Source organism: Bradyrhizobium ferriligni (assembly GCF_056837965.1).
Window position 1 is genome coordinate 20,349 of the sequence record NZ_JBXEJO010000023.1, and the last position, 20,741, is coordinate 41,089.

At 65.0% G+C, this 20,741-nt stretch carries 16 protein-coding genes; all 16 read right to left on the minus strand.

The window, feature by feature from the left end:
- Positions 1 to 10 precede the first annotated feature (10 nt).
- The gene (locus AC1VNY_RS15585) at positions 11 to 1,150 is read right to left on the minus strand and encodes an ABC transporter ATP-binding protein (protein ID WP_482405813.1); all 1,140 of its coding nucleotides are present in this window, start codon (positions 1,148 to 1,150) and stop codon (positions 11 to 13) included.
- A complete protein-coding gene (gene glpD / locus AC1VNY_RS15590; RefSeq protein WP_482405814.1) occupies positions 1,147 to 2,691 on the minus strand; it encodes a glycerol-3-phosphate dehydrogenase in 1,545 nt (514 codons plus the stop codon). The genes AC1VNY_RS15585 and glpD overlap by 4 nt, the downstream gene beginning before the upstream one ends.
- Positions 2,692 to 2,891: 200 nt before the next feature.
- Positions 2,892 to 3,161, minus strand: a complete 270-nt coding sequence (locus AC1VNY_RS15595; RefSeq protein ID WP_212057503.1) for a hypothetical protein — start codon at positions 3,159 to 3,161, stop codon at positions 2,892 to 2,894.
- Positions 3,158 to 3,955 carry a hypothetical protein gene (locus AC1VNY_RS15600; protein WP_482405815.1) on the minus strand — a complete coding sequence of 266 codons (798 nt, stop codon included), beginning with the start codon at positions 3,953 to 3,955 and terminating at the stop codon, positions 3,158 to 3,160. The genes AC1VNY_RS15595 and AC1VNY_RS15600 overlap by 4 nt, the downstream gene beginning before the upstream one ends.
- 75 nt (positions 3,956 to 4,030) lie before the next feature.
- The gene (locus AC1VNY_RS15605) at positions 4,031 to 4,870 is read right to left on the minus strand and encodes a DeoR/GlpR family DNA-binding transcription regulator (protein ID WP_028338603.1); all 840 of its coding nucleotides are present in this window, start codon (positions 4,868 to 4,870) and stop codon (positions 4,031 to 4,033) included.
- Positions 4,871 to 5,006: 136 nt separating this feature from the next.
- On the minus strand, positions 5,007 to 5,201 hold the full coding sequence (locus AC1VNY_RS15610) for a hypothetical protein (protein ID WP_028338602.1): 195 nt from the start codon (positions 5,199 to 5,201) through the stop codon (positions 5,007 to 5,009).
- 173 nt (positions 5,202 to 5,374) lie between these two features.
- Entirely contained in the window at positions 5,375 to 5,806 is a 432-nt protein-coding gene (locus AC1VNY_RS15615; RefSeq protein ID WP_482405882.1) for an acyl-CoA thioesterase, read from the minus strand.
- A 41-nt stretch (positions 5,807 to 5,847) separates the two neighbouring features.
- Positions 5,848 to 7,944: a 3-hydroxyacyl-CoA dehydrogenase NAD-binding domain-containing protein gene (locus tag AC1VNY_RS15620; RefSeq protein WP_482405816.1), complete on the minus strand. Its 2,097-nt coding sequence runs from the start codon at positions 7,942 to 7,944 to the stop codon at positions 5,848 to 5,850.
- A 2-nt stretch (positions 7,945 to 7,946) separates the two neighbouring features.
- A complete protein-coding gene (locus tag AC1VNY_RS15625; protein ID WP_482405817.1) occupies positions 7,947 to 9,230 on the minus strand; it encodes an acetyl-CoA C-acetyltransferase in 1,284 nt (427 codons plus the stop codon).
- Entirely contained in the window at positions 9,230 to 11,497 is a 2,268-nt protein-coding gene (locus tag AC1VNY_RS15630; RefSeq protein WP_482405818.1) for an acyl-CoA dehydrogenase, read from the minus strand. Before AC1VNY_RS15630 ends, AC1VNY_RS15625 begins: the two co-directional genes overlap by 1 nt.
- A 210-nt stretch (positions 11,498 to 11,707) precedes the next feature.
- Positions 11,708 to 12,949 (minus strand): SMP-30/gluconolactonase/LRE family protein, encoded by a 1,242-nt coding sequence (locus tag AC1VNY_RS15635; RefSeq protein WP_482405819.1) that lies wholly within the window; start codon positions 12,947 to 12,949, stop codon positions 11,708 to 11,710.
- Positions 12,950 to 13,288: 339 nt separating this feature from the next.
- Complete coding sequence (locus AC1VNY_RS15640) at positions 13,289 to 13,912, minus strand: flavin reductase family protein (RefSeq protein ID WP_028338596.1); 624 nt, start codon at positions 13,910 to 13,912, stop codon at positions 13,289 to 13,291.
- A gap of 160 nt (positions 13,913 to 14,072) precedes the next feature.
- Entirely contained in the window at positions 14,073 to 14,681 is a 609-nt protein-coding gene (locus AC1VNY_RS15645; RefSeq protein ID WP_482405820.1) for a TetR/AcrR family transcriptional regulator, read from the minus strand.
- Positions 14,682 to 14,702: 21 nt separating this feature from the next.
- The gene (locus tag AC1VNY_RS15650; protein ID WP_482405821.1) at positions 14,703 to 17,840 is read right to left on the minus strand and encodes an efflux RND transporter permease subunit; all 3,138 of its coding nucleotides are present in this window, start codon (positions 17,838 to 17,840) and stop codon (positions 14,703 to 14,705) included.
- Between the two features lie 56 nt (positions 17,841 to 17,896).
- Positions 17,897 to 19,003: an efflux RND transporter periplasmic adaptor subunit gene (locus tag AC1VNY_RS15655; RefSeq protein WP_482405822.1), complete on the minus strand. Its 1,107-nt coding sequence runs from the start codon at positions 19,001 to 19,003 to the stop codon at positions 17,897 to 17,899.
- 319 nt (positions 19,004 to 19,322) lie between these two features.
- Positions 19,323 to 20,648, minus strand: a complete 1,326-nt coding sequence (locus AC1VNY_RS15660) for an MFS transporter (protein ID WP_482405823.1) — start codon at positions 20,646 to 20,648, stop codon at positions 19,323 to 19,325.
- Between the last annotated feature and the right edge of the window lie 93 nt (positions 20,649 to 20,741).

A 20,741-nucleotide genomic window follows, 5' to 3' on the forward strand; every position in this document is an offset into this window, starting at 1 on the left:
AGCATCTCCCTCACTTTCTGTTGCCGCTTGATGCGTTTGCTTCGCGCGACGCGCGATGCACCTCGCCCGAAAACGCGGTCGCGGGCGACGCGACGAGACGGTCGGCCGCGTCGAACACGAAGATGTTGTCGGGATCGAGCGCGGCGTCGAGCACCTGCCCGGGTTCATATTCGTGCACACCGTGCAGCACCGCGACCCAATTCGAGCCGTGGACATGGACGTGCACAAAGCTCTCCGACCCGGTGATTTCGGTCACCGTCACCGCGGCGGAAAATTTGTGGCGGCCGGCCGCGACATTCCCGACCTCGAGCTGGTGCGCGCGGAAGCCGGTCCGGTAGCGGCCATCTGGCAGATTGGCATAGAGGCCGGCCGCGGGCGCCTGCTCGCCGCCGGCATAGATCACTTGCGCGCCCTTCTTCTCGATGCCGATGATGTTGAGCGGCGGATCGGAAAACACCTGGGCAACGCGCAGCGTGTCGGGATGACGGTAGACCTTCGGCGTCGCGCCGGTTTGCAGCGCCTGGCCCTGCCACATGCACACCGTGTCGCCGCCGAGCAGCAGCGCTTCCGACGGTTCGGTGGTGGCATAGACGAAGATCGCGCCGGAGGCCTCGAAGATGCGCGGCAGCTCGGCGCGCAGCTCCTCGCGCAGCTTGTAGTCGAGATTGGCGAGCGGCTCGTCGAGCAGCACGAGGTCGGCGCCCTTGACCAGCGCCCGCGCGATCGCGGTGCGCTGCTGCTGGCCGCCGGAGAGTTGCAGCGGCGTGCGCTTCAGGAACGGCTCGAGCCGCAACAGGCTGGCCGCTTCCGCCACCCGCCGCTCGATCTCGGCGCGCGGCTTGCCCTGCACGCGCAACGGCGAGGCGATGTTCTCGTAGACCGTCAGCGAGGGATAGTTGATGAACTGCTGATAGACCATCGCGACCGAACGCTGCCGCACGTCGGCGCCGGTGACGTCCTTGCCGTCGACCAGCACGCGGCCGGTGGTTGGCTTGTCGAGGCCGGCGAGCAGCCGCATGATCGAGGTCTTGCCCGACAGCGTGGGCCCGAGCAGCACGCTGAGCGTGCCACGCTCCAGCGTCAGCGACACATCGCGGATGGTCGGAATGCCATCCACGGTTCGCGTGACATTCTGCAGTGTGACGCTCATGCCCGTCCTCCCGCTTCGCGGAGGGGACGTTCACCGGACACGCGGTTGGCGAGCATCCACTCGTCGAGCGCGGCGATCTCACCCGCCGTCATCCGCAAGCCCAGCTTGGATCGTCGCCAGACGACATCGTCCGCAGTCCGAGCCCATTCGTTCGCCATCAGGTACCTGACTTCGCTTTCCGTCAAGGTGGCGCCGAAGGAGCGGCCGAGATCGGCCGTCGATGTTGCATTGCCCAAGACTTTGCTGGCGCGCGTGCCATAGGCATGGGCGAGACGATTGGCGTGCGATTGCGCGAGAAACGGATAGTTGCGGATCAATTCGGCGCTCAGCGCCGCGACCGCGGATACATCCATGTCGCCGCCGGGCAGCGGCGCCTTGCCGGTCCAGCCCTCCTGCGCCTTTGTGCCGCGGAGATAGGGCGACAGTCGCTCCAGCGCCTCTTCGGAGAGGCGGCGATAGGTCGTGATCTTGCCGCCATAGATCGACAGTAGCGGCGCACCGCCGGGCGTATCGAGCTCGAACACATAGTCGCGGGTCGCGGCCTTGGCTTCGCTCGCGCCGTCGTCATAGAGCGGACGCACGCCGGAGTAATTCCAGACCACGTCCTCGGGCTTCACCGGCTTGGCGAGATAGGCGCTGGCGGAGGCGCAGAGATATTCGATCTCCTCCTGCGTCGCCTTCACCTTGGCCGGATCGCCGTCATAGTCGCGATCGGTGGTACCGATCAGCGAGAAGTCGTCCTGATAGGGAATGACGAAGATGATGCGGCCGTCGGCATTCTGGAAGATGTAGGCACGGTCGTGGTCGTAGAGCTTCGGCACCACGATGTGCGAGCCCTGCACCAGGCGCACCTTGGCGCGCGCGTTGACGCCGGCGCCCGAGGCCAGGACCTGTTCGACCCAGGGACCGCCGGCATTGACCAGCACGCGTGACTGGATCGTGTCGCGGGCACCCGTGACACTGTCCTCGACCGTGACATGCCAGACGCCGTCGACCTGCCTGATCTCGACCGCGCGGGTGCGGGTGCGGATCTCGGCGCCGCGATCGGCGGCATCGCGCGCGGTCAACGCAACCAGCCTGGCGTCGTCGACGAAGCAGTCGGAATATTCGAAGCCCTTGGTGTAGCGGCCCGGGATCAGCGGCTTGCCGACCACGTCGCGGGTCAGATCGACCGAGCGCGTCGCCGGCAGCAAATGCCGGCCGCCGATGTGGTCGTAGAGGAAGAGGCCGAGCCGCAACAGCCAGGCCGGGCGCAGGCCGGCGTGGTGCGGCAAAACGAAACGCAGCGGCCGAATGATGTGGGGTGCGATCTGCCAGAGGATTTCGCGCTCGATCAGCGCCTCGCGCACCAGACGAAACTCGTAATATTCGAGGTAGCGCAGACCGCCATGCACGAGCTTGGTCGACCAGGACGACGTCCCGCTGGCCAAGTCGTTCATTTCACAGAGGAAAACAGAGTTACCCCGGCCCGCTGCATCGCGCGCGATGCCGCAGCCATTAACGCCGCCTCCAATGATGGCGAGGTCGTAAATCTGATCCAAAGAACGCTTCCCCCGGCAACCGCCTTCGCTTTGACGGTTTTACTTTCGGATTGGAGTAAATCACAACCAAAAACGAAAGCAAAGTGAAAACGGGGAACTTTCGTCGGGGATTCTTTGGGCGAAGTGCTCGCGGTCAGGGCTTTTGGGGAGGACGGACGGGCGACGCTTGGGGTGACGCCAGGCAAAGCGGTGGCGGACGGTCAGGGACGCTGTGGCGGTCGTCCGACGCGCAATTCCGACAGAGCCTTTTCGGGATCGTAGGTACGGCGAACTTCACCGCCTACCCGCTTGGCGCAAGCTCGGCTGTCGCGCACAAAGTAGACGGCGAGCAAAAGCACACCGGTCGACGCGATGTATGTATGACCGCTGGCGAACAGGACGTAGAGGACCAACGATGCGGCGAAAAGGATCGCATACCATTTGAGCGCGAAGCGGAGATAGATTCGCCCGATCGAGCGATCCCTGTTCATCGGATCGCCCGATTGCCTGGCAGCGACGCCGACAGCACGAGAAAGAAAAGCGGAAAGAACACGAAGACCGCGACATAGGCCCAGAGGTGTCCGCCGCCGAGCGCGACTTGCAAGGCGCTATATCCCGATGATTTTCGGTGCGCCAGGAGTGCCCAGAATGCAAAGCAGAACAGCGGCATCGTGAGATACTTCCACTGCTCTCGCCAGTCGCGCAGGATGGTCGCGAGATCGCCAAGCAATGCGATCAGGAACAGGGAAAACGTGACGGCGTAGAGCGAGACCAGCGGCAGGAAGAGGTGCTCGAACCTCACCCGCGCGATTGCTGCAGCCGACATCGGGATGCCATCCGCAAACAGGCTGCCGAGCGACGGGATTGCGAACAGCCGCATGTCAAAGCCCATCGCCTGGCCAAGCCGGAACAGGACGATCGCCACCAGGCCGATTACCGACTGCGCGAGGAAGGCCCCGCTCGCGGTGCGCTGACACAGCGATCCCGAAAAGAAGATCCGCGACAGTCCGTAAAGCAGTTTCCTGCCACGGCCGTTCTGCTGTTCCAGTTCCGAAAGCCAGGCCGGGCGGCTCCCGCTGCCGAAGCGAAAGATGTCGGCACGGACGTTCTTCGATGACGGCTGGGTCTCACCATCGAACGCGAGCATGACCACAAGCGCAGAAACACCGCCGGCCAGCGCCGTCGCGCACACGGATGCGACGTTAAAGCCAAAGACAAACGAGACGATGCCGAACATCGCCGCCATGCCCAATGCCGTGACGATCTTGAATTGCGTGCTGACCAACGAACCGCTCCACCTCGGGCAGGCTACAGCAGCGGCCGAAAGGCATCCGAAACAGGTTCGCTAAAACTTGAGCGATCAAGCGCCCTGCGCGCTGCGCAGCGTCGCGGGTGCCGCGTCGGCGCCGTTGTCGTCGAGATCGACTTGCGGCTTGTCCATCGCGACGACCACCTCGATGCCGCGGCTATGGCAGATATTGGCGAGGCCCGCGGGGAGCGGTGAATCGGTGACGAAGGTCTGGATCTGGCTCATATGGGCGATCCGCACCGGCGCGCTGCGGCGGAGCTTGGTCGAGTCCGAGACCAGCATCACGTTGCGCGCATTGGCGATGATCGCCTGCGCGACCTGCACCTCGCGATAGTCGAAGTCGAGCAGCGCGCCCTCCTCGTCGATCGCCGATGCGCCGATGATGGCGTAGTCGACCTTGAACTGGCCGATCAGCTGCGTCGCGGTGGAGCCGACCACGGCGCCGTCGGCGCGGCGCACCGTGCCGCCGGCCACCACCACCTCGATGCGCGGATGGCGGTACAACAGCATCGCGACATTGAGGTTGTTGGTGATGACGAGCAGATCCTCATGCGAGGTCAGCGCGCTCGCGACCTCTTCCGTGGTGGTGCCGATATTGATGAACAGCGAGCAGCCGTTCGGAATCCGTGCCGCCGCGGCAGCGCCGATCGCCTTCTTCTCCTCGGCGGCGACGAAGCGACGCGCCTCATAGGCGAGGTTCTCGACGCCCGAGGCGATGATCGCGCCGCCATGGATGCGGGTCAGCGACCGCTGGTCGCAGAGATCGTTGAGGTCCTTGCGGATGGTCTGCGCCGACACCTCGAATCGCTTGGCGAGGTCTTCGACCATGACCCGGCCGAACGCACGCGCGATGTTGAGAATTTCAGTCTGGCGATGGGAGAGTCCGGCCACGGCGGCCCCCTTGAAACGGCGAGTCGCCCATGGTGCGACCGTTCGGCACGGAGGTCAACGTGCAGTGCCGGATCAGGGAAGGCTTGGGCGAAGGTGGACGCTTCGCCCGGGCCACGCGCTGTCGCGCAAAGGTGTTCTACGACGCCACCTGCATGGATTGACCGGTAAGCAGCCGGCGCGCCGCGCGCTCGGCCTCGCGGGCATTGCGGAAGATCTGGCCTTCAAGGCGGTCGAAAAGGTGCGATGCAGCAAAGAACTGATAACCACGCGTATCGCGCACCACGATACCCGCCGTCTGCGAACTCACTTCGATCACGTAACTGTCGGACATTGTCAGCCTCGGTTTGACTCCGGCCCGACAACGGAATCGCTGGCTGTTTGTTCCTCAGTTATTTTGCGAGGCGAAGCGTTGGAATCCGACGCTTTTGCAATCAAACCACGCTCCGGACTCAGTTTCGACGCGTTTGCTCCCGCGCCGAATCAGCGGCACTGGCGCGACCAATGTCAGGTCTCGATCGTGGCGCCGTCGCGCTGGATCGGTTGCGGATGGCCCTGCTCGTCGATCGAGACATAGGTGAAGTTGCCGTCGGTCACGAGGATCGACTGCTGCTCGCGACGGCGCAGCACCCAGGCCTCGAGATGCACCGTGATCGAGGTGCGGCCGATGCGCACGAGATTGGCATGGACGGAGACGAGATCGCCGACATTGACCGCCTTGCGAAAATTCATCGCGTCGATCGCGACCGTCACTGTGCGCGACTTCGCCACCTTGGAGGCGAACACGCCGCCGCCGAGATCCATCTGGCTGAGCAGCCAGCCGCCGAAGATGTCGCCATTGGCATTGGTGTCGGCCGGCATCGCCAGCGTGCGGATGCAGAGATCGCCCTTCGGCTCGGCATCGCTGCTCAGCGGCGCGTGAACATGGGTGTCGGTCACCTGCGAGGCGGTCGCTTGCGAATCGGTCACTTGCGAATCGGTCACTTGAAGGACTCCCAGCCGGGATCCGGCGCAAATCGTCCGCCGAACTTGCGCATCAAGGCCTGCATCGCCGACACCACATTGTCGACGCCGCGGCTGCGCGCATAGTTGAGCGGGCCGCCGCGGAACGGGGCATAGCCGGTGCCGAAGATCATCGCGCCGTCGACCATGTCGGGATTGTCGACGATGCCCTCGCGCAAGGCGGCGACGCAGACATTCGAGATCGGCAGCACCAGGCGGTCGATCATCTCATCGCTCACCCGGGGACCAGTCTCGGGCAGCGGCGCCTTCTCCGCCTTGCCGTCTTTCCAGGTGTAGAAGCCCTTGCCGGTCTTGCGGCCGAGCTCGCCCCTGGCGACTTTTTCGCGCAACCACGCAGGCGTCGGCGGCAGCGTATCGCCGAACTTCGAGCGCAGCATGTCGCCGACATCGAGGCAGATATCGAGGCCGACCTGGTCGGCGAGTTCGATCGGCCCCATCGGCATGCCGAACTCGACCGCGGCCGCGTCGATCAGGCGCTGGTCGATCTTCTCGTCCAGCATCATCATCGCTTCCAGCATGTATGGCGTCAGCGCGCGGTTGACGAGGAAGCCCGGCGAGCTCTTCACCGGCAGCGGCAGGCGGTCGATGGCGCCGACGAAGGCGAGCGCCTCCTTGAGCATGCCGGTATCGGTGCCGTCATGGCTGACGACCTCGACGAGTTGCAGCCGCGACACAGGGTTGAAGAAGTGCAGGCCGAGCAGCCGCTCCGGCCGTGCCAGCGTGGTGCGCAGATCCTGCAGCGGGATGCTCGAGGTGTTGGTGGCGAGGATCGCGCCGGGCTTCAACTTCGGCTCGAGGGAGGCATAGACCTTCTGCTTCAGCTCGAGCTTTTCCGGCACCGCCTCGATGATCAGATCGGCATTGCGGACGCCCTCGCCGTCCATGTCGGGAATCAGCCGGTCGAGCGCGTCGCGCTGGTCGATCCGCTTGCGCATGATCTTGCCGTACAGCTCCGAAGCCCGCTTCATCGCGCCCGCGATCGGCTCGGCCTTCATGTCGGCCAAGGTCACCCGCATGTCCTGGTTGGCGCACCAGGCCGCGATATCGCCGCCCATCGCGCCGGCGCCGATGACATGGACATGCGCAACCTTGTTGCCGGAGCCGGCGACCTTCTTCATCTGCTCGCGCAGGAAGAACACGCGGATCAAATTCTGTGCGGTCGGCGTCACCATCAGATTGGCGAACGAGGCCTTCTCTGCATTCAGCATCGCCGCGCGGTTGCCGGCGTGCTTCTCCCACAGATCGATCAGCGCATAAGGCGCCGGGTAATGCTTGCGCGGCGCTGCCTTCCCGGCCTCGCTGCGCATCCGCGAGGCGAGGAAGCCCCTGACCGGACCAAGATTGAGGATCGAGTTGAGCGCGCCCGGCCTGGCGCGTTTCAGCCGGCCGAACACCGCATCCTTCACCGCGTTGCGGACATGGCGCTCCTGGGTGACGGCGTCGACCAGGCCAAGCGACTTGGCGCGGCGCGCGTCGATCGTCTTGCCGGTCAGCATCAAGGTCATCGCCTGCATCGGGTTGACCAGCTCGGTAAAGCGCACGGTCCCGCCGAGACCGGGATGCAGGCCGAGCATCACCTCGGGGAAGCCGAACCGCGCGTCGTCGATCGCGATCCGCATCTGGCAGGCCAGCGCGACCTCGAGGCCGCCGCCGAGGCAGAAGCCGTGGATGACAGCGACCGAGGGCACGCGCAACGCCTCGAGCCGGTCGATCACCGCATGGGCGCGGCCGATCGCGGTCTCGACCGCGCTGGAATCGCTCGCGCCGCGAAACTCATTGACGTCGGCGCCGGCGATGAAGCCGCTTGGCTTGGCCGAGCGCACCACGAGGCCGGTCGGCCGCTGGTTCTCCAGCGCCGCGACGACAGCGTCGAGCTCCTCGAGCAGATCGGCTGACAGCGTGTTGGCGCTGGCACCGGCGCGATCGAACAGCAGCCAGGCAATGCCGTCCTCATCGCGCGTCAGCTTGAAATTCCTGTAGGGGCTGTCGGCGGCAGGTTTCGGCCCAAGTTCGAGCACGCGATCGGCGAGAAGGTCCATGATCCGTGAATCCATGATCACACCGTCTCTATCAACATCGCGCCGCCCTGCCCGCCACCGATGCATTCGGTGGCGACGCCGCGCCTGGTGCCGAGCCGCTTCATCGCATTGACCAGATGCAGCACGATGCGGTTGCCGCTGGTGCCCACGGGATGGCCGAGGCTAATCGCGCCGCCGTCGACGTTGAGCTTGGCGCGGTCGATCTCGCCGGCCGGGCCGTCGAGCCCGAGGATTTCGCGGCAGAATTTCTCGTCGTTCCACGCCGCGAGGCAGCCGAGCACCTGGGTGGCGAAGGCCTCGTTGAGCTCCCAGGTCTCGACGTCCTGCAAGGTCATGGCGTTGCGCTTGAGCATCGCGCTCGCCGACAGCACCGGGCCGAGGCCCATGATCGAGGGATCGAGCGCCGACCATTGGCTGTCGAGGATGACGGCCTTCGGCGTCAGCCCGTGCTTGGCCACCGCCGTCTCCGACGCCAGGATCACCCAGGAGGCGCCGTCGGTGATCTGCGACGAATTGCCGGCGGTGACCTGGCCCCAGGGACGCTCGAACACCGGCTTCAGCTTTGCCAAGGTCTCGGGCGTCGAGTCCGGGCGGACGCCGTCGTCATGGTCGTAGAACTTGCCGTCGCGGGAGAACGCGGTCTCGACCTCGCCCTTGAGAAAGCCTTGCTTCTGCGCGTTGGCCAGCCGCTGATGGCTCTCGGCGGCATATGCATCGGACTGTGCGCGCGTAATGCCGAAGAGATGGCCGACCTTCTCGGCGGTCTGCCCCATGTTGAGCTCGGTGATCGGGTCGGTCAGCCCGCGCTCGAGGCCGATGATCGGCTTGAAGTAGCTCGGCTTCACCTTCAGCGCCGCGGCGATCTTGGCACCTAGTCCCTTGGCGCCGGCAAAGCCGGCAAACCAGCGCACGCCGGAATTGGGCCAGACCAGCGGCGCGTGGCTCAACGCCTCGGCGCCGCCGGCGAGGATCAGGTCGGAAGTGCCCTCGCGGATGTAACGATAGCCGGTGTCGATCGACTGCATGCCGGAGCCGCAATTGATCTGCACCGTGAAGGCGACCATCTCTTCGCCCATGCCGAGCCTAAGCGCCGCAACGCGCGCCGGGTTCATCTCATCGGCGATCACGTTGACGCAACCGAGGATCACCTGGTCGAAGGCGGTGGGCGCGAACGGCTGCCGGGCCAGCAGCGGCCGGCCGCATTGCACGGCAAGATCGACCGGGGTGAACGGGCCGGGACCGGAGCGCGCCTTCAGGAACGGCGTCCGGCTGCCGTCGACAATAAAGACTGGTCGCGCCATCAGCTCGCCGCCCTCTGCTCACCAAGCTCCTGGAAGAACTGATGCACGTCGGCGGATTTCTTGTAAATCGGGGACAGCGCCTCCGGCGCAAAATCATCAACCTCGATGACTTTGGCGACGGCCTCATGGGCGGCGGCGAGCTTCTCGCCGTCGGCCTCGGTGATGACGCCTTTCTTGACGGCCTCCTTCCAGTCGTGCAGTCGCGCCGCGCGCAGCTGCTTGGCGGCATCCTCGGCCTCGGTGACGAGGCGGAAGGCCTTCTCCAGCCGCGCGATGCCGCCGTCATCCTCGACAAAGGCGAGGTCCGGCGTCAGGCGGTCGCGCGCCGCCGAGGGCGACAGCACGAGCTGCGCGCATTGCTGCACGACGCGATCCGACGGGCCGGTGACGCGGGCGCCGAACGGCTGGATCAGGAATTTCAGCAGCCAAGCCACCGGGCGGTTCGGCAGATTGGCGAAGATTTCCGCAAATCGGTTCTCGATGGTCTTGAAGCCGGATGCCATGCACCATTGGAGCGCGGGAAGATCCTCCTTCTGCCGGCCCTCGTCCTGCCAGCGCTTCAGCGCCGCGGAGAGCAAATACAGCTCGGACAGGATGTCGCCGAAGCGCGCCGAGAGCATCTCCTTGCGCTTCAGCGCGCCGCCGAGGGTGAGCAACGCCATGTCGGCGCTCAGCGCGAATGCCGACGAATAGCGCGACAGCTGGCGATAAAACTCGGTGGCGTCACCGGCATCCGGCGCCGGCGCGAACAGGCCGAAGCTCCAGTTGCGGCCCCAGGCGCGGAACATGGTCGCGAAGCTGTGGCCGACATGCTTCCAGAACGCGGTGTCGAATGCGGTCAGGCCCTTGTCGCGGTCGGTCTCGCCGAGCGCGTTCATCTCCTGCAACAGATAGGGATGCGCACGGATCGCGCCCTGCCCGAACACGATCAGGTTGCGGGTCAGGATGTTGGCGCCCTCGACCGTGATGCCGACCGGCACCGAACGGTAGAGCCCGCCGAGATAATTCTGCGGCCCGTCGATCACGGCCTTGCCGCCATGGATGTCCATGGCGTCGTCGATCGCGATCCGCATCCGCTCGGTGGCGTGCAGCTTCATGATCCCGGAGATGACGGCGGGATGATGCCCCTCGTTCAGTGCCGCACAGGTCAGCCGCCGCGCGGCGTCGAGCAGATAGGCCGTGCCGGCGATCCGCGCGAGCGGCTCCTCGATGCCCTCGAATTTCGAGATCGAGATGCCGAACTGCTCGCGGATGCGGGCATAGGCGCCGGTGGTGCGCGCGGCATAGGCAGCGCCGGCCGCCGACAGCGACGGCAGCGAGATGCCGCGGCCGGCGGCGAGCGCCGTCATCAGCATCTTCCAGCCCTGGCCGAGCCGCTCCTGGCCGCCGATGATGTAGTCGAGCGGGATGAAGACGTCGCGGCCCCAGTTCGGGCCGTTCTGGAACACCTGCATCGCCGGCAGATGGCGGTGGCCGATCGAGACGCCGGGCAGATGGGTCGGGATCAGCGCGACGGTGATGCCGAGCTCTTCCTCGCTGCCGACGAGGTGATCGGGATCATAGGCCTTGAACGCTAGCCCAAGCAGCGTCGCGACCGGGCCGAGCGTGATGTAGCGCTTGTGCCAGTTGAGCCTCAAGCCGAGCACCTCGCGGCCTTCGAAATTGCCCTTGCAGATGATGCCGGTGTCGATCATCGAGGCGGCATCTGACCCTGCCTCCGGGCTGGTCAGGCCGAAGCAGGGAATGTCCTGTCCGGCCGCCAGGCGTGGCAGCCATTTGTCCTGTTGCTCCTTGGTGCCGAAGCGCATCAACAGCTCACCCGGCCCGAGCGAGTTCGGCACCATCACGGTGACGGCCGCGGTCAGCGAGCGCGACGAGATCTTGCGCACCACTTCGGAATGCGCATAGGGCGAGAAGCCGAGGCCGCCGAATTCCTTCGGGATGATCATGCCGAAGAATTTCTTGGCCTTGATGAAGGCCCAGACCTCGGGCGGCAGATCGCGCCATTCCCAGTTGATCTTCCACTCGTCGAGCATCCTGCAGAGCTCGTCGACCGGACCGTGCAGGAAGGCTTGCTCCTCGTCGGTCAATCTGGCCGGCGCGAACGCCAGCAATTTCGACCAGTCGGGGTTGCCGGTGAAGAGATCGGCGTCCCACCAGACGTCGCCCGCTTCCAGCGCCTCGCGCTCGGTGTCCGACATCGTCGGCAGCACGCCACGCGCCCAGGAGAAGATCGGTTTTGTCATATAGTCGCGGCGGAAGCTCATGGCGGATCCTCATGAAACGGCGGCGCGGATGCGTGATCTTATCGGAAAGTGCCGTTCACCGGTGAACACTTCGCTGTTCAATATAAAGCGAAATTGACGCGGCCCAGGCGCCATTCTGTTAACGGCAGGCCACGCGTTCAGTTCCGAAAGCTGAGGTGCGACAATCAGGTAGCGGGGGATGGCGCAGACGCCATCCCCGCGCAGGACGAGCTAGGCAGGCCCGGCTCCCTGGGTTGCGGTATAGACCGCGTAGAGCGACTGGCTTGCGGCCATGAACAGGCGGTTGCGCTTGGGACCGCCGAAGGTGATGTTGCCGCAGACCTCAGGCAGCCGGATGCGTCCGAGCAGCTTGCCTTCCGGCGACCACACCGTCACGCCGCTGTAACCAACCGCGCGGCCGGCATTGCTCGAGCACCAGACATTGCCGTTGAGATCGCAGCGGATACCGTCCGGTCCGCACTTCACGCCGTCGATCGTGAAATCGCTGAACCGCTTGCCGTTGGAAAGCTTGTTGTCGGCGCCGACATCGAACACGAAAACGTCACCCTTGCCGCCGGGGCCGCTATCGCCCGGTCCCTTGCCGGTCGAGACCACGTAGAGCTTCTTGTAGTCCGGCGAAAAGCAGAGGCCGTTCGGATCGGGCACCTGGTCCTCGCTGACCACGAGATCGACACGGCCGGAGGGATCGATGCGATAGCAATTGGTCGGCAGTTCGCGCTTGGCCGGCACGAAGCCCGCCGGCTGCCCGATCCGGGGATTGAGCTTGCCGGCCGGATTGCCCGGGCCGCCCGCGGCGTCGGGTTCGCCCTCATAGAGCTGCCCGCCATAGGGCGGATCGGTGAACCAGTAGCTGCCGTCGGGATGCGCGACGACGTCGTTCGGCGAGTTCAGCCGCTTGCCTTGATAGTTATCGGCGAGCACGGTCGCGGTGCCGTCATTCTCGTAGCGCGTCACGCGGCGGGTGAGATGCTCGCAGGACAGCTGGCGCCCCTGGAAGTCGAACGAATTGCCGTTCGAGTAGTTCGATGGCATGCGGAAGATGCTGACATGGCCGTCGTCTTCCGACCAGCGCATCTGCCGGTTGTTGGGGATGTCGCTCCACAGGAGATAGCGGCCCTGCGAACTCCAGGCCGGGCCTTCCGCCCACAACAGGCCGGTGTGGAGGCGCTTGATCGAGGTGTTGGGCTGGGCAAGGTCGTTGAAGGACGGATCGACCGCGATGATGTCGGGGTCCCAGAAATAGGTGGTCGGCGCACCGCGCGGACTGAAATCGCGCGGCGGGGTGGTGATCGTCGTCGGCGGCCCGACCGGCGCGGGCGCATTCTGAGCCAGCGCGCTGCCGATGCCCGCGACGGCGGCGGCGGAAACCGCCAGCCCCTGAACCAGCGTGCGTCGTGAAACATTCGGATCGCGTTGTTCTTCGTTCTGATCGCGCCGCGGTTGGCGTGTCATCGCATCCTCCCACTCTGTTGGCCGGCCGTTGATCCGGCCTGGCGGGTGGAAGTTAGACTGCTCTCGGAGAGGTTGCGAGTGACGGTTTTTCATCCCCGCGCGCGGAAATTTCACATTGTTGTGGTGCGGGCCGTCGTCGCGGAGCGCACGAATCCGCAGCGGAGCGACGTCCCTACCTCGCCCCGCTTGCGGGGAGAGGTCGGAACGCATCGCCAGATGCGTTCCGGGTGAGGGGGTACAGGTCTCACGACCATCACAACTGGTGGAAGCAGCCCCTCACCCTACCCTCTAAGAGCGAGCTTCGCGTGAAGAACGGGGAGAGGGAGGATAGAGCAGCACTCAATCCGGCCGGATCATCTCGAACATGTTTTCCGGCTTGATCTCGAAGTAGTCGCCGCGGCGGCCGGCGCGGACGATCGGGTGCGCGAGGCCGGTCTGGTAGACGCCGTCCTTGATGAAAGCCTTGTCGATGTGGACGGCGACGACCTCGCCGAGCGTCAGCCACGCCTCGGCCTTCTTGCCGTCGGCGCCCTGGAGCTGGACGATCTGGCTCACCTTGCATTCGAACGACACCGGGCTTTCGGCGACCCGCGGCACGTTGACGAGCTTGCCGGCGACCTGCGTGAGCCCCGCGAGCTTGAATTCGTCGACATCGCGCGCGACATGCGCCGCCGTCGCGTTCATGTGCTTGGCGAGATCCATCGTCGCCAGATTCCAGACGAACTCGCCGGTGTCCTGGATGTTGGCGACGCTGTCCTTCCAGTTGGTGGAGGAGAAGCCGATGATCGGCGGCACGTAGCAGAAGGCGTTGAAGAAGCTGTAGGGCGCGAGGTTGACGTTGCCGCCCTTGTCGCGCGAGGAGATCCAGCCGATCGGCCGCGGCGCCACGATGGCGTTGAACGGGTCGTGCTTGAGGCCGTGGCCGTTCTTCGGCTCGTAGAAATGCAGGTCTTTGGCGGTCACGGCTGGCCCCTCTCACGTAGCCCGGATGGAGCGCAGCGTAATCCGGGACGGTCTCGCAAGCGGAAGTGGCCCCGGATTGCGCTGCGCTCCATCCGGGCTACAAACCCGATTTGCCTGCTATGACGGGAGAGTCAACTGACGAAAATGTCAGGGCTGGCGCTCAATTGGCGCGGCTGCGCGGCGACAGGCCGGCGATCACGAAATCGATCATCTGGTCGATGGTCGGGCCCGGCTTGGTGGCACACTGGGCGATCATCTGCGGGTGGAAGAACCGCATCATCGCCGTGCAGGCGCACAGCGAGGCGAGTTGCAGGTCCGTGATCTCGAACTCCCCCGACGCGGCTCCTTGCGCGATCACCTCGCCGATAATGGAGGCGATACACTCCATATGCGCGACGCAGACGTCCCAATCCTCCTGCATCGCGATCTCGACCATCTCGTGCATCTTGGAATCGCCGACATAGCGTTCGGTGTTCATGCGATTGATGGTCGTCATCATCTGGCGCAAGCGTGGCGCCGCCGGCCCTTCCGAGCGCGCGATGCGCCGGGCCTCGATCTCGACCTCGCCCATCAGGCCGCGGGCCACGCCCTCGTGGATCGACTTCTTCGAATCGAAGAAGCGGTACACGTTGGCGGGGCTCATCCGCAGCTCTTTGGCGATGTCGGCGACCGTCGTCTTCTGGTAGCCGATCTGCCGGAACAAGCGCTCCGCCACCACGAGAATCCGCTCGCGGGTGTCGGTTTCGCTATGTTCCGTGATCAGTGTCATGTTGGCCTGCTCAATCTTCAATTATTCGGCCGCCTCAGCAAGCGGAAATGCGCGTTGCGCATCGCCGGCATGCTGCGGCGCAGTATCGGTTTGCTCGGAGCCGCTCTCCTCGAGGGTCTTGCGGAACCAGAGGGCGTAAAGGCCCGGCAGATACAGCAAGGTCAGGAAAGTCGCAACAAACAAACCGCCCATGATGGTGATCGCCATCGGGCCCCAGAACGCCGAGCGCGACAGCGGGATCATGGCGAGGATGGCTGCCAGGGCCGTCAGCACCACCGGCCGGGCGCGCCGGACGGTGGCTTCGACGATCGCCTCGCGCCGGGTCAGGCCGGACGCCACGTCGCTTTCGATCTGATCGACCAGGATCACGGCGTTGCGCATGATCATGCCGGCGAGCGCGATCAGGCCGAGCAGCGCCACGAAGCCGAACGGCTGGTTGGCGACGTTCAGGCCCAGCGAGGCGCCGACGATGCCGAGCGGCGCGGTCAGGAACACCAGGAACAGGCGCGAGAAGCTCTGCAGCTGGATCATCAGCAGCGTCAGCATCACCATCACCATCACGGGGAAGAGGATGAAGATCGACGCATTGCCCTTGGCGGATTCCTCGAACGCCCCGCCCGGCTCGATCCGGTAGGCCGGCTCGAGATGGGCCTGGATGTCCTTCAGCTTCGGCGAGATCTGATTGGTGACGTCGGGCGCCTGCACGCCGTCGACGACATCCGACCGCACGGTGATCGCCATGTCGCGGTTGCGCCGCCACAGGATCGGCTCCTCATGCGCATATTCGATCTTGGCAATCTGCTGCAGCGGGACGGCGACGCCGTTGCGCGTGGTGATGGTGAGATCGCCGACGCGGCCGAGATCGAGCCGCTCGGACGGCACCGCGCGGGCGACCACGCCGACCTTCTCGATGCCGTCGCGGATCGTAGTGACCGGCGCGCCCGAGATCAGCATCGCCAGCGCCTGCGAGACGTCCTGCGGGGTCAGGCCGAGCGCGCGCGCCCGATCCTGGTCGACGGCGAGCTTCAGGTAGGGCGACTGCTCGTTCCAGTCGAGCTGGACGTCCTTGACGTTCTTGTTCTGGCGCATGACGTCGCGCACCTGGTAGGCGATGTCGCGCACCTTGTTGGCATCGGGGCCGATCACGCGGAACTGGACCGGGAAGCCGACCGGCGGACCGAAGTTGAAGCGGTCGACCCGGACCCGCGCCTCGTTCAGCGCGCCATCGGCGGCGGCCTGCTCGATCTTGGCCTTGACGCGCTCGCGCGCCTCGACGTTCTTGGCGAGGATCACGATCTCGGCAAAGGCCTCGTTCGGCAGCTGCGGGTTGAGGCCGAGCCAGAAGCGCGGCGAACCCTGGCCGACATAGGCGGTGTAGGTCTGAATGTCGTCATCGCCCTTCAGCAGCCCTTCGGCCTTCTTCACCGTTTTCTCGGTGACGTTGAAGGCGGTGCCCTCGGGCAGACGCAGCTGCAGGAACAACTCGGGCCGCTCCGACAGCGGGAAGAATTGCTGCTGGACGTGGCCGAACGCAACGATGGAGGCAACGAAGACGCCGACGGTCGCCGCCACCACCTTGATGCGGTGATCGACGCACCACTGCACGACGCGGCGCAAGCCGCGATACATCCGCGTCTCGTAGATCGCGTGCGGGTCGTGGTTCTGGTGCACCTTGATGTTGGGCAACAGCTTGACGCCGATATAGGGTGTGAAGATCACCGCGACGAACCAGGAGGCGACCAGCGAGATCGCCACGATCCAGAAGATGCCGCCGGCATATTCGCCGACCGCCGAATTGGCAAAGCCGATGGGGAGGAAGCCAGCGGCCGTGACCAGCGTTCCCGTGAGCATCGGAAACGCGGTGGATTCCCAGGCAAAGGACGCCGCCTTCATGCGGTCCCAGCCCTGCTCCATCTTCACCACCATCATCTCGACCGCGATAATGGCGTCGTCGACCAGAAGGCCGAGCGCAATGATCAGCGCGCCGAGCGTGATGCGGTGCAGGTCGAGCGACATCGCGTTCATCACGATGAAGACGATGCCGAGCACCAACGGCACCGACAGCGCGACCACGATGCCGGTGCGCCAGCCGAGCGCGACAAAGGAGACGAACAGCACGATCGCGAGCGCCTCGACGAAGGAGTGCACGAACTCGCCGACGGCGTGTTCGACCACCTTGGGCTGGTCGGCGATCTGCTGGATATCGACACCCTGCGGCACCGCCTTCAGGAACTCGGCGGTCGCCTTCTGGACCTCCTTGCCGAGCTCAAGGATGTTGGCGCCCTTGGCGGTGACGACGCCGATGCCGAGCGCCGGCTTGCCTTCCTGACGCACCACGAAGCTCGGCGGATCGACATAGCCGTGAGAGACGGTCGCGATATCGCCGAGCCGGAACACGCGGCCGTTGCTCTCGACCGGCGTCTCGGCAACCGCCTTGACGCCGTCAAGCGCGCCGGTGACGCGCAGCGGCACGCGCTGCGATGAGCTCTCGACGGTGCCGGCCGGGGTGACGTTATTCTGCTTGGCGAGCGAGTCGAACAGCGCCTGCGGCGTGATGCCGAGCGTCGCCAGCTTGGCATGCGAGAACTCGACGAAGATGCGCTCGTCCTGGGTGCCGTAGAGATCGATCTTGGTGACGCCGGGCACCTTCAGCAGGCGCTGGCGAAAGCCCTCCGCGACCTTCTTGAGCTGCGCATAATTGGCGCCGTCGCCGGTCATCATATAGAGGATCGAATCGACGTCGGAGAATTCGTCGTTGACGACGGGACCGAGGATGCCGGAGGGCAGCTCGCCCTGCACATCGACCAGCTTCTTGCGCAACAGGTAGAAGAGATAGGGCACGTCCTTCGGCGGGGTCGAATCCTTGAAGGAGACCTGCATCGCCGTGAAGCCCGGCTTGGAATAGGTCTGCACCTTGTCGAAGAACGGCAGCTCCTGCAGTTTCTTCTCGATCGGATCGGCGACCTGCATCTGCATTTCCTGCGAGGTCGCGCCCGGCCACATCACCGAGACGTTCACCACCTTGACGGTGAAGAACGGATCCTCGGCGCGGCCGAGCTTCTCGTAGGAGAAGAAGCCGGCGGCGCCGAGAATGATCATCAGGAACAGGACCAGCGTCGGATGGCTGACCGCCCAGGCCGAAAGGTTGAAGCGCTTCATCGAACTCTCCAAGTTCTAGACCAGTCCCAGAACCGTTTCCGCTGCGATTGCGAGGGTTAGAACGACAGCGACGACACGACCCGCACCTTCTGGCTCGGATCGAGTTTCTGCACACCGAGGGCGACCACCTTGGCGCCATCGTCGACGCCGCCTGAGATGACGACGTTGTTGCTCTCATAGGCCTTCACCTTGACCGGCTTCAGCGCGATGTCGCCCTTGTCGTCGACGATGTAGAGCGAGGGATCGCCGCCCTGGCTGTACAGCGCCGACAGCGGCAACTTGGCGACGCGCTCGCTCGCCTTGTCGGCCAGCGTCAGTGTCGCGGTCATGCCGAGCGAGACCGCCTCGTCGGCGTCCGGCAGCGAGAATTTTGCGAGATAGGTACGGGTGGCGGGATCGGCCTGCGGCGCGACCTCGCGCAGCCTGGCGGCATAGCTCTTCTTGGCGTCCGACCACAGCGTCACCGTGGCTACGCCCGACCTGGCACGAGCAAGAAGCGTCTCTGGGATCGCGACGACAGCTTCCTTCTCGCCAAGTCGGGCGACACGGATCGAAGCCTGGCCCGCGGCAACCACCTGGCCGGGCTCGATCATGGTCGCTGTGACGACACCCCGGGTGTCGGCCACCAGCGTTGCGTAAGAGAGGGAATTCTTGGTCAGTTCGACCGAACGCTCGGCGCGGTTCAGCCGGGCGCGGGCCTCGTCGCCGGCGGCCTTGGCGGAGTCGAGCGCCGCGTCGGTGGTCCAGCCCTTGGCCTTCAGATCCTTGGCGCGCTGCTCGGCGGCCGCGGCCTGCGCAAGCACGCCGGTGGCGGCGCGGAATTCCGCCTCCGCCTGCTCGGCCTGCAGCTTCAGGTCGACCTCGTCGAGGGTGGCCAAGGGCTGGCCGACGTCGACTGTCTGTCCGACCTCGACCAGCCGCTTGGCCACCTTGCCGGCAACCCGAAAGCCCATATCGGCTTCGATACGGGGCTTGATGGTGCCGACAAAGCTGCGCTCAGGGGTTTCCGCTTCGTAATGGACGGTCGCCACCAGAACGGGGCGTCCCGGATCGGCGTTTTCAGCCGCCTTTTCATTGCAGCCGGTCAGCGCGAACACCGCAAAAGCCAACGATGCCCCCGTCAAGAGCCTGTAATAGCTCGAGAAAACGGAACGAACGAACATCTGAAATCTCCATCGGGCTGACGACTGATGAAGAGTATCGATTTATCACTGATGAATGTCAATATTCGTCAGTGATAACCAATTCGTGAGGACAAGGTCGGAAGCGTGCGAGATTTGCGGTGTGGAACTCGGAAAAAGCGTAGCCCGGATGAAGCCAACGGGTCGCGCGAACGCGCGCCCCGTTGGCTTCATCCGGGCTACGGCATCGACGGTCCGTAGGATGGGTAGAGCGAAGCGAAACCCATCGTCTCACCGCGCGTGCCAATGATGGGTTTCGCTGCGCTCTACCCATCCTACGAAGGCCTACGCAGTTGCGTCGCTACTTCGCGCCGGCGAACTCGGTCTTGGTCTCGTGGCTGCCGAGGAAAACCAGCAGGCCCGCGGCAAGCGGCAACAGCGAGAGCACCAGCAGACCGGTCGACGTGCTTCCGGTGGCTTCCTTGACCCAGCCGATCAGATAGGGTCCGCCGAAACCGGCGAGGTTGCCGATCGAGTTGATCAGCGCGATCGCGCCGGCGGCGGCGGTGCCGGAGAGCCAGGCGGTCGGCAACGTCCAGAACACCGCGAAGGTGCAGAACACGCCGATCGCGGCGATCGTCAGCACCACCATCGTCATGACCGGATCGGTGATGTAGCTGGAGACGGCGAGCGCCAGCGCAGTCAGCAGCAGCGGCGCGCCGACATGGAACACGCGCTCGCGCGTGGCATCGGAACGGCGCGCCCACAGGATCATCGCGACGGTGCCGAATGCGTACGGGATCGCGGTGACGAAGCCGGTCTGCGCATTGGTCAGCCCGAACGCCTTGACGATCTGCGGCAGCCAGAACTGCATGCCGTAGAGCGCGGCGACGAAGCCGAAATAGATCGCGCTGAGCGCCAGCACCTTCGGCGAGGACAGCGCCTCGCCCAGCGTGAAATGCTTCGCCGCCTGCTTGGCCGCGACCTCGGCGTCGAGCTTCGCCTTGAGCCACGCCTTCTGCTCGGCCGAGAGCCAATCGGCCTTCTCCGGCCGGTCGGTCAGATAGAACCAGGTGACGATGCCGAGCAGCACCGAGGGAATGCCCTCGATGACGAACAGCCACTGCCAGCCCTTCAAGCCCATCACGCCGTCGAGGCCGAGCAACAGGCCGGAGATCGGCGCGCCGATCACGGTCGAGATCGGTACCGCGAGCGCGAAGGCGGCGAGGAAGCGCGCACGATACTCGGCCGGGTACCAGTAGGTCAGATAGAGGATGATGCCGGGAAAGAAGCCGGCCTCGGCCACGCCGAGGAAGAAGCGCAGCGCGTAGAAGCTGTGCTCGTCATAGACCGCCGCCATCAACGCCGAGAGGATGCCCCAGCTCACCATGATGCGGGCGATCCACCTGCTGGCGCCGAACCGCTCCAGCGCCAGGTTGCTCGGCACCTCGAAAATGAAATAGCCGATGAAGAAGATGCCGGCGCCGAACGAGAACACCACCGGCGAGAACTTCAGCTCGCTGTTCATGGTGAGCGCGGCGAAACCGAGATTGACGCGGTCGAGATAGGAGAAGAAGTAGGCCAGGATCAGGAACGGGATCAGCCGCCAGGAGATCGCGCGGATCGTCGACGTCTCGATCTCGCTGCGGGCGCCGCGATCAGGCGCGATGGTTGCTGTCTGGCTCATAAGCTGCCCCCCGGGTGTTGCTTGCCGTGAGGATTATTGGCTGGCTCCGCTTTGAGCAATGGCAAAAACTCATAGCTCACAGCACAAACGGGA

Bases quoted from the DNA above. Each gene is read 5' to 3' on its own strand.
- AC1VNY_RS15585 (WP_482405813.1), bottom strand. From the start codon at position 1,150: ATGAGCGTCACACTGCAGAATGTCACGCGAACCGTGGATGGCATTCCG.
- AC1VNY_RS15595 (WP_212057503.1), bottom strand. From the start codon at position 3,161: ATGAACAGGGATCGCTCGATCGGGCGAATCTATCTCCGCTTCGCGCTC.
- AC1VNY_RS15610 (WP_028338602.1), bottom strand. From the start codon at position 5,201: ATGTCCGACAGTTACGTGATCGAAGTGAGTTCGCAGACGGCGGGTATC.
- AC1VNY_RS15620 (WP_482405816.1), bottom strand. From the start codon at position 7,944: ATGGATTCACGGATCATGGACCTTCTCGCCGATCGCGTGCTCGAACTT.
- AC1VNY_RS15625 (WP_482405817.1), bottom strand. From the start codon at position 9,230: ATGGCGCGACCAGTCTTTATTGTCGACGGCAGCCGGACGCCGTTCCTG.
- AC1VNY_RS15630 (WP_482405818.1), bottom strand. From the start codon at position 11,497: ATGAGCTTCCGCCGCGACTATATGACAAAACCGATCTTCTCCTGGGCG.
- AC1VNY_RS15635 (WP_482405819.1), bottom strand. From the start codon at position 12,949: ATGACACGCCAACCGCGGCGCGATCAGAACGAAGAACAACGCGATCCG.
- AC1VNY_RS15645 (WP_482405820.1), bottom strand. From the start codon at position 14,681: ATGACACTGATCACGGAACATAGCGAAACCGACACCCGCGAGCGGATT.
- AC1VNY_RS15650 (WP_482405821.1), bottom strand. From the start codon at position 17,840: ATGAAGCGCTTCAACCTTTCGGCCTGGGCGGTCAGCCATCCGACGCTG.
- AC1VNY_RS15655 (WP_482405822.1), bottom strand. From the start codon at position 19,003: ATGTTCGTTCGTTCCGTTTTCTCGAGCTATTACAGGCTCTTGACGGGG.
- AC1VNY_RS15660 (WP_482405823.1), bottom strand. From the start codon at position 20,648: ATGAGCCAGACAGCAACCATCGCGCCTGATCGCGGCGCCCGCAGCGAG.